12 protein-coding genes are annotated in these 12,966 nt (G+C 59.1%); 4 read left to right on the top strand and 8 right to left on the bottom strand.

What is annotated here, in order from left to right; all coding sequences use genetic code 11:
- Positions 1-20 precede the first annotated feature (20 nt).
- Complete coding sequence (locus GA0071314_RS02490; protein ID WP_074395161.1) at positions 21-1,655, top strand: UxaA family hydrolase; 1,635 nt, start codon at positions 21-23, stop codon at positions 1,653-1,655.
- 103 nt (positions 1,656-1,758) lie between these two features.
- Here the strand turns inward: GA0071314_RS02490 and nanR are convergent, their stop codons facing one another.
- The 8 genes from nanR to GA0071314_RS02455 form a co-directional block, all read right to left on the bottom strand.
- Positions 1,759-2,484, bottom strand: coding sequence for a transcriptional regulator NanR (gene nanR, locus GA0071314_RS02485; RefSeq protein WP_074395160.1), 726 nt, complete (start codon positions 2,482-2,484; stop codon positions 1,759-1,761).
- A 64-nt stretch (positions 2,485-2,548) separates the two neighbouring features.
- Positions 2,549-3,625 (bottom strand): Ldh family oxidoreductase, encoded by a 1,077-nt coding sequence (locus GA0071314_RS02480; protein ID WP_074395159.1) that lies wholly within the window; start codon positions 3,623-3,625, stop codon positions 2,549-2,551.
- 56 nt (positions 3,626-3,681) lie between these two features.
- Positions 3,682-5,061: a TRAP transporter large permease gene (locus GA0071314_RS02475; protein ID WP_074395158.1), complete on the bottom strand. Its 1,380-nt coding sequence runs from the start codon at positions 5,059-5,061 to the stop codon at positions 3,682-3,684.
- Between the two features lie 42 nt (positions 5,062-5,103).
- Positions 5,104-5,646 carry a TRAP transporter small permease gene (locus tag GA0071314_RS02470; RefSeq protein ID WP_074395157.1) on the bottom strand — a complete coding sequence of 181 codons (543 nt, stop codon included), beginning with the start codon at positions 5,644-5,646 and terminating at the stop codon, positions 5,104-5,106.
- Between the two features lie 56 nt (positions 5,647-5,702).
- Positions 5,703-6,704, bottom strand: a complete 1,002-nt coding sequence (locus GA0071314_RS02465) for a sialic acid TRAP transporter substrate-binding protein SiaP (protein ID WP_074395156.1) — start codon at positions 6,702-6,704, stop codon at positions 5,703-5,705.
- 162 nt (positions 6,705-6,866) lie between these two features.
- Positions 6,867-7,022, bottom strand: coding sequence for a hypothetical protein (locus GA0071314_RS19460; protein ID WP_156524087.1), 156 nt, complete (start codon positions 7,020-7,022; stop codon positions 6,867-6,869).
- The gene (pdxA, locus tag GA0071314_RS02460) at positions 7,019-8,038 is read right to left on the bottom strand and encodes a 4-hydroxythreonine-4-phosphate dehydrogenase PdxA (protein ID WP_074395155.1); all 1,020 of its coding nucleotides are present in this window, start codon (positions 8,036-8,038) and stop codon (positions 7,019-7,021) included. The genes GA0071314_RS19460 and pdxA overlap by 4 nt, the downstream gene beginning before the upstream one ends.
- Entirely contained in the window at positions 8,035-8,799 is a 765-nt protein-coding gene (locus tag GA0071314_RS02455) for an SDR family NAD(P)-dependent oxidoreductase (RefSeq protein WP_074395154.1), read from the bottom strand. Before GA0071314_RS02455 ends, pdxA begins: the two co-directional genes overlap by 4 nt.
- A gap of 215 nt (positions 8,800-9,014) precedes the next feature.
- Between GA0071314_RS02455 and GA0071314_RS02450 the strand changes: the two genes are divergently transcribed.
- From GA0071314_RS02450 to GA0071314_RS02440, 3 genes are read left to right on the top strand one after another with little or no spacing between them, the layout of a single operon-like run.
- A complete protein-coding gene (locus tag GA0071314_RS02450) occupies positions 9,015-10,178 on the top strand; it encodes a fumarylacetoacetate hydrolase family protein (RefSeq protein ID WP_074395153.1) in 1,164 nt (387 codons plus the stop codon).
- A gap of 52 nt (positions 10,179-10,230) precedes the next feature.
- Positions 10,231-11,532, top strand: coding sequence for an L-fuconate dehydratase (locus tag GA0071314_RS02445; protein WP_074395152.1), 1,302 nt, complete (start codon positions 10,231-10,233; stop codon positions 11,530-11,532).
- Positions 11,532-12,956 carry an FAD-binding oxidoreductase gene (locus tag GA0071314_RS02440; protein ID WP_074395151.1) on the top strand — a complete coding sequence of 475 codons (1,425 nt, stop codon included), beginning with the start codon at positions 11,532-11,534 and terminating at the stop codon, positions 12,954-12,956. Before GA0071314_RS02445 ends, GA0071314_RS02440 begins: the two co-directional genes overlap by 1 nt.
- The last annotated feature ends 10 nt before the right edge of the window (positions 12,957-12,966 follow it).

Here is a 12,966-nt window from a genome sequence, read left to right as displayed (position 1 = left end):
GCTGTGCGAGGAGCCTTGCCATGAGCCAGACCATTGCCAATGATAGCGGCCAGCTGGCCACCCTGCGCGTCCATGCCGCCGACAATGTGCGTGTCGCCCTGAAGGACCTGCCCGCCGGCGCCGAGATCATCGACGGTGGGCAGCGAATCACGCTCACCGAGATGGTTCGCCACAAGCACAAGTTCACTCTCACGCCCCTTGAGCCCGGCGATACCGTGATCATGTACGGCGTTACCGTGGGGCGCGCTACCCAGCCCATCGCCCAAGGTGCGGCCATCACTACCGACAATGTCGAGCACAGCACCGCTAGCACCGTGCCTCAGGCGAAACGCGGCAACTGGCAGGCGCCAGACGTTTCGCATTTTCATGGCGCCACCTTCGATGGTTACCATCGTCCGGATGGCCAAGTCGGCACCGCCAACGTATGGCTGGTCGTTCCACTGGTGTTTTGTGAGAATCGCAATATCGAGGTGCTGCGCCAGTGCGTCGCCGATGCCCTGGGCGAAGACCCGTTCCGCGAGTACAAGCAGCTTGCCCGCGAGCTACTGCACGGAGATGCGGGCGAGTCGTCGTCGCCCCGCGAGCGACTGTTTCCCAACGTTGATGGTGTGCGATTCTTGACCCACACCCTCGGCTGCGGCGGCACGGATGGCGACGCCCAGGCACTCTGCCAATTGCTCGCCGGGTATATCTGCCACCCCAACGTGGCCGGCGCTACGGTACTCAGCCTCGGCTGTCAGAAAGCGCAGATCGACATGATCAAGGCCGCCGTTGATGCGCGCGACCCCAAGGGGCTACGCCCGGTGCACTATCTCGAGCAGCAGGCAAGTCTCAGCGAGCAGGCGCTGATACGCGAATCCCTGACCACTATCTTCGATGGGTTAGCCACGGCCAATCAGGTCGAACGCGCCCCCGCGCCACTGTCGAAGCTCAGCATCGGCGTGGAATGCGGGGGCTCGGACGGCTTTTCCGGGCTTTCCGCCAACCCGCTGGTTGGCGCGGTGATCGACCGCCTGGTGGCGCTAGGCGGCAGCGGCATCCTCAGCGAGTTTCCAGAACTATGTGGCGTGGAACACGAGCTGATCGCCCGCTGCAGTGACGATGCGGTGGCCGAGCGGTTCAGCGAGCTGATGGAGGCCTATCAGCGTCATGCGGCGCTGGTGGGTGCCGATTTTTCGATGAACCCATCGCCTGGCAACATCCGCGATGGCCTGATCACCGACGCCATGAAGTCTGCTGGCGCCGCCAAGAAAGGCGGCGACAGCCCGGTGGTCGACGTGCTCGACTACACCGAGCCACAAACACGTGCGGGGCTCAGTCTGCTGTGCTCCCCGGGCAATGACGTGGAATCGACCACCGCGCTTGCCGGATCCGGTGCCAACCTGATCATGTTCACCACTGGGCTTGGCACGCCGACAGGAAACCCGGTCACGCCGGTGCTCAAAATCGCTAGCAACAGCGCGCTTGCCACACGCATGAGTGACATCATCGACTTTGATGCCGGCCCGATCATTCGCGGTGAGGTAGAAATCGGCGAACTGGCTGACCGCTTGTTGGAAATGTGCATCGAGACGGCGTCTGGGCGTTACCGGCCACGTGCGGTGACGCTTGCTCAGTATGACTTCATTCCCTGGAAGCGCGGCGTCTCGCTGTAGGCCTGCTATGGCGTAAACGTGGGTAGGAAACGATACGGCCCGCTTTAGGCGGGCCGTATTGCTACAGGGCATACTAGCTTGATACTGGCAGGTGGTGACCGTGTCAATCAGGGGCTGGGGCCAAGCGCTGTTTGAGCTGCATATAGGTGCCATAGTGACGGTCCAAATGACGGCGCATCGCCGCTTCGGCCGCATCCGGGTCACGCGACTCAATCGCCTCGACGATATCAGTATGCGCGGCGGTGGCCGCCTTGTCTTCGTCCTTCTGTTGCAACACCTGGGCACGCCGGTCGTCCAGCCATTCCGACAGCGCCACATGAATAGCGTCGAAAATCGGGTTGCGTCCGATGCTCGCCAAGACGCCATGGAATTCATTGTCGGAACGCTTGAAGCGTGCTTCGTCACCGATGGCGTCGCGGTTATCGGCAAGCGCACCGCGCAGCCGCGCCAGGTCTTCGTCACTGGCATTGCGAGCGGCATAGCGAGCCAACGAAATCTCGAACATGGCCCGCGCTTCCTGAAAATACTGCTGACCATCGGGTTTGGAAAGCAGTTGCCGGGTTACCCCGGATAGCCTGGCCATGACCGCCTCGGCAGTGGGGCGAATCACTCTGGCGCGAGTGCCACTGTTGATGGCAATTAGCCCAAGCTGTTGAAGATGAAACAGCGCTTCGCGCACCGCGGGTCTGCCAACACCAAACTGCTCCATCAACTCTCTTTCTGAAGGCAATTGATCATTTTCACTTAGCCGCCCCTCGAGGATCTCCGCCTCGAGCTGTTCGGCCACCTGTTCGGACAGCGTTTTACGCTCGATCCGGTATCTGCTCATAGGCAGTCACCCCTGGTTAACCTGAAATTCGCCGCCATTTTACTGCATTTCTGATCATTATCCTTCAACCGAGTCGAGAGAGCGTCGATATTCGATACTGTTCAGCGATCTCGACGTAGGCTAACTGATTGGCAGAATCCAAGGGAATCCCCTCAGCATCGCGTTTTGCCTGGCAGCGCCATTCCCGATCTCCCGGCGCCATTACCCTGGCATTGGCAGAGGCGGGTTGGGCACGCAGGTCAGCCAGATAAGCAGCCAGCCCTCGCGCAAATGTGCCCTCATCCACAAATGCGTCGGGTTTCATAACCAGAAAAAAGTGCCCCACTCCTCGGGGCGTCGACATATCCGGCCCCCCCATGGGAAGAAGCTTAAAACCGTGCTGCATTCCCGACAGCATCGAACTCAGTATCTCCACCATGCCACCGAGCCCTGCGCCCTTAAAGCCAAAGTCGCGGCCCCCTAGCGGCAGTAATGCCGCCACCTCGCTGGGATTGCGGCTGACCTCCCCGGTGGCATCAGCGGCAACTTGATCGGGCAACTCACGGCCAATGGCGTCAAACTGCTGCACGCGATTCCAGGGTACCGCGCTGGTTGCCATATCCAGCAGGTAGGGCAACTCCCCCGCCACCGGCGCCGCAAAGGCAATGGGGTTAGTGCCATGAAAAGGTTTGGCGCCATCGTGAAGCAGCACAAAGGGATCCGAGTTGCAGAACGCCATTCCCACATAACCACGCTCCGCCGCCGCTAGCGCGTAGCAGCCCGCCGCGCCAAAGTGCGATGAGTTACCCACGGCAACGGCGCCCATGCCCACTGCTTCCGCCATCGCCATAGCGTGCTCCATGGCGGTGTAGCCCGCCAGATGCCCCAGCCCATCGTCCGCATCTAAAAAGCCCGTGGCGGGTAAGCGCTGATGAAACACCATGTTGGGCGTGCCTTTGATACGCCCGCCTTGGAGCGCCCGCAAATAGTGGGGCAACAAGCGCAGGCCGTGGCTATCAGTGCCCATGCGCGAGGCCGTTACCAGGGCGCGGGTTACCGCATCTGCTGAGACTTGGTTAGCCCCAGCGGCGGCGAGTGCTGCCTGCATAAAGCGAGTGAGGTCTTCACGGGCGACGCGAAAATCAAGCGAAGTGTCCGTCATTGTTCGATTTCTCCTTGGCGCAGTATGCCGAGCATCGGGGCGAAGCAAGCCCGTTATCAGCGGTAGATCAGCGTGGGTAACCACATTGAGATCGCCGGGATAAAGGTCACCAATAGCAGGCAGATCACCAGCGGAATCAAAAACGGCATCGTACCGCGCATACAGCGCTCAAAGCTGACGTTGGAGACTCTGGACAGCACGTAGAGCACCATGCCCACCGGCGGGGTCAGCAGCCCAATCATCAGATTGAGCACCATGATCACGCCGAAGTGAACCGGGTCTACGCCCACTGCTACCGCCATCGGAAGAAGTACTGGCACCAAAATGGTGATCGCCGCAATGGTTTCCATAAAGCAGCCGACGATAATCAGCACGATATTGGCCATCATCAGCACCGCAACCTTGCTGTCGGCGAAGGGGCCCATCAGGGCAATCACATTCTGAGTAACCTGATTGCTGGTAAGTATCCAAGCGAAGATCGACGCTGAAGAGACGATCAACAGAATCACCGCCGTGGTTTCGATGGTTTCCATGCTGACTTTAAGCAGCTTGCGCCAGGTCAGTGTGCGATAAACCACCACGCCCAGTAGCAGCGCGTAGAACACGGCGGCCACCGCCGCCTCGGTGGGTGTGAAAGCCCCGGTAATAATGCCACCAACGATAATGACCGGGGTCAGTAGCGATAAAAAAGCCCGCGTGAAGGTATGGCCAAGGACGCGCATTGAGAATACCGCGTCGCGCTGATAACCACGCCGACGCGAGATAATAAAGATCATCAGCATCAGCATGGCACCCATCAGCAGCCCCGGCAGCAACCCGGCTGCAAACAGCTGGCCCACCGAAGCGGACGCCATGACCCCGTAAATCACCATGGGCAAGCTAGGCGGGATAATCGGCCCGATAGTGGAGGAAGCGGCGGTAATCCCCACCGCGAACTCTTCATCGTACCCGGCGTCTTTCATGGCTTTTACTTCAATCATGCCAAGGCCACCGGCATCGGCGACTGCCGCCCCCGACATGCCTGAGAACACGATGCTGGCGCCGACATTGACATGCCCAAGGCCACCACGCATCCAGCCCATCAGGGCCTTGGCGAAATTGAAGATCCGCTCGGTAATGCCACCGTTGTTCATTAAACTGCCAGCGAAAATAAAAAACGGAATCGCCAGCAGCGGGAAGCTGTCGATGCCGTTAATCATACGGTGGGCAACGACGATGTTGGGTATTTGCCCAGTGATCAGCACAAACATCAAACAGGCACCCGCCAGGCTAATCGCGATGGGCACCCCGAGCACCAGCATGGTAAACAGCGCGAAAAACAGAAAGGCAAGATGGTAGCCCATCAGCGGTAATATCACGCAGCCCAGCACCGCCAACACCGTCAGAAGTGGTGATATCAGCGGCTTTTGCCAGCGCATCACGGAAAGTCGGGACATAGCAGGCCTCTCGATTAAAATGGCACGGCGGGAAACCATCCCTCATACGTCATGGGGACGCGTCCGATATTTCAGATAAAGCCGCTGAACGGTGCGCATGGCCATTAATACAAACGCAGCACACACCGTGAAATAGATAATGCTCTTGGGCAGGTCGATGGAAACCATCAGGCTGTTGGTGCGCGATGCCAGTTGAAAGGTTACCCAGGCCATCGCGATGTAGAAGATCAAGCTGACGATATTGACCAAACCTTCCATCAAGCGCGCCTGCCACCCCGGCATATAGTGGTAGAAGAACTCCACCATAATATGGCTGCCATTACGGGCGGCCATCACACTGCCCAGAAAACCCACCCCGATCAGCAGATAACGGGCGATTTCCTCGGTCCAGCCAATCGAGTCACCCAGTATGTAGCGACTAAAGAACTGGGCAAATACGACTAGAATCAGTGCCCAAAACAGGATCAGGGTCACCAGATCCTCAAGCCGGTAGTCGCTTAGTCTGAACGGGGTATCGTCGAAGCCAGCCTCAAAATCAATCATCGGATCGCCGATGGGCGGGGAATCGTCTCGCGTGTCATTCATGGCACAAGACTCCAGGCACTCCGCTCACCAGAGCGGAGTGCTGTCGAAGAGTAAGATTACTTGCCGATTTCCTGAAGTCGCTCGTAGGTTTCTTCGTCCCAGGTGGCGGCATCGCCGTTATGTTCAGGCACAACAGCCTCACGAAAGACCTCGCGGTCCACTTCGTTGACGGTGTTGCCCTGCTCCTCGAACCAGGCGACCAATTCTTCCTCGGACTTGAGGATATCCTTGGTATTGTTCTCGGCGGCTTCCTGGAAAACCTCCCGGAAGATCTCACGATCCTCTTCCGACAGCTGATCCCAGCGAGGCCCGCCCACAATGGTGATCAACGAGTCGGTAATGTGGCCGGTCAGGTTGATGTAATCCTGTACTTCGTGGAATGCCTTGGCACGGATGGTCGGTAGCGGGTTTTCCTGTGCATCCACCACGCCTTGTTGCAACGCAAGATACACCTCGTCAAATGCAATAGGCGTAGGATTCGCGTCGACTGCTTCCGGCATCATCATATACATCGGCGCGTTGGGAACACGGATTTTCAGACCTTCCATATCCGCTGGCTCATTGATCGCCTCGTTGGAGGTGACATGGCGTTCACCGTAGTAGTTGAGCGCGATGGGGACGTTGCCTGTTTTATCCTCATAGCCCTGGGCAATTTCCTGGAATAGGTCGCTATCGGCAAAGGCCTGCCAGTGATCGAAATCGCGGAACATATAGGCAGCCCCCGCAATGCCAATCGGTCCATAGGCACGGCCCGCAAACTGCGTGCCGGTATAAATAACATCCACCGTGCCAAGCTCCAGCCCCTCGTTGATATCCTCCTCTTTACCCAGCGAAGAGGCGGGGTGCACCTTCATGGTGTAGCGGCCATCGGTACGTTCTTCGATTTCATCTGCAGCCCACAGTGCCCATTCGTGGAAGGGCTCAGAGGTTTCATAGACGTGGGCGAAGCGAAGCTCTTCAGCGGCCTGGACGGTCCCGGCAATGCCGATACCCGCTGCAATTAGCGTGGCAGTCAGCAGGCGGGTCTTAGTTAGGCGGTGTTGGCGTTTGTGGCTCATCGTGTACTCCTCACAACCACTGAATTTGTTGTTGGTCATTGTGCGGGTGGCTTCAGCCGAAGTAACCGACCATCTTGCTGTATACGTATCATACCACCAGTTTCAAACCTAGTTGGTCGCCTGCAATCGCGCAACCATTCAGATAAGGGTTTTTAGTCGAGGTTAGCGCGCTCCACCGTTTGGCCTGAGCTGGGCGTGCAAGCGGACTAGCCATTGCGGATCACCAAAGGCATCCGCCCCGTACGCAGCAAACGGGGCAGAAGCATCCAGCGCACCCGATAGATCGTCGGCAATAACCACCAATCGACAGCCCGTCATGATTTAGCGCCACTGGCGAGTCGTCGGGCGTAGGCAACCGCTGATCCCATGTTGGTGGCATCGGCTTTGCCCTGCCAGGCAATATCGAAGGCGGTGCCGTGGTCCACCGAAGTACGCTGCAGTGGCAAGCCAAGGCTGACATTCACCGTAGTGTCAAAGGCGATCAGTTTGACGGGGATATGGCCCTGGTCGTGGTATTGGGCAATCACCAGATCGAACTCGCCTTGCGCGGCGCGGTAAAACACCGTATCCGCCGAGATCGGCCCGCTCACATCAAAGCCGCGCTCGCGTAAGCGATCAACCGCCGGAGCGATGCAGCGGCTATCCTCATCGCCGAAAATCCCGCCTTCGCCGCAGTGCGGGTTGAGCCCAGCAACGGCGATGCGCGGCGCCTGCAAGCCCAGCGCCACAAGGTGCGCATGACCGGCTTCAACCGTGGCGATGATGCGCTCGGGGGTCACCCGGTCGATGGCGCCCCGCAGCGAGACATGGGTGGAAACATGCAGTGTCGAGAGCGTCTCTGACGCCAGCAGCATAAACGATGAGGGCGCACCGGTCAGCGATGCAAGCATCCCAGTGTGACCATCGTAGTGGTGCCCGGCTTCATGCAGCGCCGCCTTGTTCAGCGGCGCGGTGACAATCACACGGGCGCGCCCCGCCTGCACCAGTTCGACGGCTTTTTGAACACAGCGAAACGCCATATCACCAGCACCGGCGCTAACCCGACCATCGGGAATATTGACGCCCTCCGGCACGTCAACCACGCCGATAGCCACACAATCCTCGCCACGCTCAACCTGTTCCAGCGGCACGAACTCAAGCTTAGCGCCAATACTCGCCGCCGCGCGGCGATAAATCGCCGGGTCACCAACCACCATGGCAGTGGCGCGCTCGGCGGCGGACATGGCATCCAGCGCACGGCAAATGATCTCCGGGCCGATACCGGCAGGGTCACCCATGGTGATAACAATGTCATAGCAGTTGTGACGTTCAGCATTAAGTGTCGAGCTACTCATGGCATCAACTGCCCGCCATTGACTTCAATGATCTGTCCGGTGACATAGCCACTTAATGCATCCGTGCCGAGGAAAACATAGGCCCCCACGCACTCATCCGCCGTGCCCAGGCGGCCCATGGGAATCGATGCACGGGCGGCCGACAAATGCCCTTCGCTTGAGTGACGCTCGTGGAAGTCGGTGGCAATGGTGCCGGGGGCCACGGCGTTAACACGAATATTATCCCCGGCCAACTCCTTGGCCATATTGCGCGTTATGGTGCTCACAAAGCCCTTCGCCGAGGCATACAGGCCTGCACCTCCCCCACCGCCATTACGCGCAGCAATCGAGGTGGTGTGAATAATATTACCGCCCCCCGCACGCTGGAAATGCGGCAGCGCCGCGCGGCTGGCCATAACCACCGAGCGCACATTGAGATCCATCACCCGGTCGTACTGGTCATCGTCCATCTCGGCTAGACCAACCCGCCCCAGCATGTCACCGGCGTTATTGATCAACACATCCAGACCGCCCAGGCGCTCGGCGGCGTTATCGACCAGCCGCTTTGTTTCACTTGACTGGCTGACGTCGGCCTTGAGGGTAAAGGCCTCGCCGCCTGCCTCGTTGATCGCCTTGACCACCGCTTCGGCGGGTGCGTCACTGCTGTGGTAGTGCACCGCCACATGGGCACCCAGCGCCCCCAACTGCTTGGCGACTGCCGCGCCTATGCCCCGGCTGGCACCGGTAATCAGTACTCGTTTTCCTTTCCACTCGTCTAACATGCAAGGCTCCTTAACGCTTTTTGTTTTGAAGGCCCACGCTCAGTGAAATCACCATCAACTAGGCAAATTTGCCTATCGACCTGAAATACAGCGGTGCGCTAGAGTAAGGCATGATCTGGCATACCTGTCATACAACACAACATCCATAACATGATAGGCGATAGCGCACCAACCGCCAGTCGCCATGACTAATTTCCACTACTCTGGAGGCACGCATGCAACCACTGTCACACACCGACACTCTTCCCGATGACGTGGACAAAGCGCTGCTCGTCGGCCGCGTATGGCGGGATGGCCAACGGCCTGGGCCCGCACTGATTACTGTAAACAACGGCCAGGTGATCGATATCACCGAGTTTGGCCCGACCATGGCGGACCTGCTAGAGCGCGACGATTTGCTGGAGGTAGTGCAGCGAGCAAAGGGCCCCCATCTAGGCAGTATTGAAGCGCTGCTGGCTAACTCTCAGTTACCACAACCCCAAGCCCCCTACCTGCTTGCCCCCTGCGATGTGCAAGCCGTTAAAGCATGCGGCGTCACCTTTGCCGTCAGCCTGTTGGAGCGTGTGATTGAGGAGCAGGCAGGCGGCAACCCGGCCAAGGCCGCGGAGCTGCGTGACGATTTGCAGGCGCTGATCGGCAAAGATCTTTCCAAGATTAAGCCAGGCTCTGACGAAGCGATGTCGCTTAAAAAAGCGCTCCAGGCCCGCGGAGGGTGGTCACAATATATGGAAGTCGGCATCGGCCCCGATGCGGAGGTGTTTACCAAATCCCAGCCGCTCTCATCGGTGGGTTTTGGCACCCCGGTGGGGTTGCACCCGTCTTCAAAATGGAATAACCCCGAGCCGGAAATCGTGCTGGCGGTGGACAGCCGTGGCCAAGTGCGCGGTGCTACCCTGGGCAACGACGTTAATCTGCGTGACGTTGAGGGGCGCAGCGCCCTGCTGTTAGGCAAGGCGAAAGATAATAACGCTTCCTGCTCGATGGGTCCGTTCATCCGTCTGTTCGATGACCACTTCGATATCGACAGCGTACGCAATTGCCAGGTCTCGCTGCGGATCGAAGGCGAAGACGACGACTTCCTACTCCAGGGCGAGAGCGATATGCGCGAGATCAGCCGCGACCCGCTCGACTTGGTAAGTCAAACCATTGGCGACCATCATCAATACCCAGACGGTTTTATGCTGTTTCTCGGCACCATGTTCTCGCCAATTCAGGACCGCGACGGCAAAGGCCAGGGCTTCACCCATCATATGAATGACCGCGTCACCATTGCGACGCCAGCGCTCGGCGCCTTGGTCAATAAGGTAGGCAGAAGCGATCAACTGCCGCCCTGGACGTATGGCATTCGCGAACTGATGCGTCATCTATCGCACCGTTAAGACTGTTTCTGTTAATCAATACACCAACCACCTCAACGCCAAGGAGAGCACAATGACAACCATTACTCGCGTCGAGATCCAGGATATTCGTTTCCCTACTTCGCGCTCGCTAGATGGCTCGGATGCCATGAATGCCGCGCCGGACTACTCCGCTGCTTACGTCATCCTGCACACCGATGACGGCAGCCCCGAAGGGCACGGCTTAACCTTTACTATCGGCCGCGGCAACGAGATCTTGGTTACCGCCGTACAGTCGCTGGCACCGCTGATTGAAGGGCGAACGCTTGCCTCAATTACCGACAACATGGGCAATTTCTGGCGGGAGATCACCGGCGATAGTCAGCTACGCTGGATTGGCCCCGATAAAGGCGCGATACACTTAGCCACCGCCGCCATCGTCAATGCCGTGTGGGATATGTGGGCCAAAAACGAAGGCAAGCCGGTATGGAAACTGCTGGTGGATATGACGCCGGAGCAACTGGTGCGCTGCCTCGACTTCCGTTTCGTCACCGATGCGCTGACGCCCGAAGAAGCGATCTGCCTACTGCGCCGCCAGGCCCCCGGCAAAGCAGCTCGCGAAGCCGAAATGCGCCGCGATGGCTACCCCGGCTACACCACCTCTGCGGGCTGGCTGGGTTATAGCGACGAAAAAGTGCGCGGCTTGGCCCGGGAGGCGCTAGCCGAAGGCTGGACGCATTTCAAACAGAAGATTGGCGGCGATATTGAAGAGGACGCCCGCCGTGCAGCGCTGCTGCGCGAAGAGATCGGCTGGGACAACGTGCTGATGATGGACGCTAACCAGGTATGGGAAGTCGACGAGACGGTCACCAAGATGCGTCGCCTGGCGGAATTCGACCCGCTGTGGATCGAAGAGCCCACCAGCCCTGACGACATTCTTGGCCACGCCGAGATTCGTCACCGCGTTGCGCCTATCGGCGTGGCCACCGGCGAGCACTGCCACAATAAGGTGATGTCCAAACAGTTCTTCCAGGCCGACGCCATCGACTACTGCCAGCTCGATGCGGCACGCCTGGGTGGGCTTAACGAAGTCATTTTGGTGGTACTGATGGCCGCCAAATTCGGCGTACCCATTTGCCCCCACGGCGGCGGCGTCGGGCTGTGCGAGTATACCCAGCACATTTCGCTGTTCGACTACATCGCAGTCTCCGGCAGTCTTGAAGGTCGTGTGCTTGAATACGTGGACCACCTTCACGATCACTTTATCGACCCAGTGGTCATCAAGCGTGGCCGCTACCAGGTGCCTGAAGCGCCGGGTTACAGTATTGCCATGCACGCGCAGTCTCAAGCACAGCACCGCTTCCCCGAGGGCGCGGCCTGGCAGGAAGAGCGTTAATGACAGACACCACCCCCTTTCTAAATGAGCTAACTGCCCTGCTCGGCGAGCGGGGTTTAGTCCGCGAGCCAGAGGCCATGGCGCGCTACGTCAGCGACTGGGCAGGCGATACGCTAGGCACGCCGCTGGCCGTGGCACGCCCGGCGACTACCGAGGAAGTCGCCGAGGTCGCCAAGCGCTGTTATGCGCATGGAATAGCGATGACGCCCCAGGGCGGCCATAGCGGCTTGGTGGCAGGCGCCTTGCCCGCCGCCAGCGGGCAGGAATTGGTAATCAGCCTGGAGCGCTTAAACACCGTGCGCGCCATTGACCCGGTCAACTTTACCATTACGGTGGACGCGGGCTGCATTCTTGAGAACGTTAAGCTGGCGGCTTTTGAGCATGACTGCGATTTCCCGCTCTCGCTGGGCGCTCAAGGTAGCTGTCAAATTGGCGGCAACATCGCCACCAATGCGGGTGGGCTTAACGTGCTGCGCTACGGCATGATGCGCGAGCTGGTGCTGGGTCTTGAAGTGGTACTCCCCGACGGGCGCCTTTGGGATGGCCTTAATGCCCTGCATAAGGACAACCGCGGCTACGATCTTCAACAGCTGTTTCTGGGCAGTGAGGGCACCTTGGGCATTGTTACCGGTGCGGTACTCAAACTGTCACCACGCCCTACCCAGAGCCGCACCGCGTTACTTGGCCTGCCCTCTGTTCAGGCAGTGATCGACCTGTATGGTCTAGCGCGCCGCGACTGCTGCGACCTGCTGACCGCCTTCGAGCTGATCCCCCGCCGCTGCATTGAGCTGGCCATTGAAGCAACGCCCGAGCTGCGCGACCCGCTGGACAGCGCCTACCCCTGGTACGTGTTGATGGAAGTGGCGGCCACGGGGCCGGTAGATCTCGGCTCAATGCTGGAGCAACTGCTGGAAACCGGCATGGAGCGCGAGCTGGTGCTGGATGGCGCGCTGGCATCAAGCGACACCCAATCCGCCCAGCTGTGGCAGTTCCGCGAGAGCATGCTGGAAGGCCAACGGCGGCGTGGCGAGCATCTGCGCACCGATATCTCGGTGCCCATCTCGGCAATTGCGGACTTTGTTAGCCAAGCGAGTGAGGTCGTCATGGCCGCCTCCCCCGAGTGCGAAATTATTGCCTACGGGCATGTGGGCGACGGCAACCTGCACTTTAATATCCTGCCGCCTACGGCAATGGCGGATAGCGATAAAAAAGCCCACCTACACGACCTGGAGGAGCGGCTTTTTAACGTGCTCGACGACTTCCACGGCAGCATCAGCGCCGAACATGGCATTGGCCGCACCAAGCAAACGCATTATATGGCGCGCTTATCACCTATTGAACGGGAACTGATCAGCGGCGTTAAAGCACTATTTGATCCCAAGGGACTGATGAACCCCGGGCGGATTTTGCCTACTGATAAGTAGCTCCGGCTTG

The organism is Halomonas sp. HL-93, from assembly GCF_900086985.1.
Classification (GTDB): domain Bacteria; phylum Pseudomonadota; class Gammaproteobacteria; order Pseudomonadales; family Halomonadaceae; genus Vreelandella.
The sequence above is the reverse complement of the archived record's forward strand: the minus strand, read 5'-3'. Positions and strand labels throughout refer to the sequence as shown.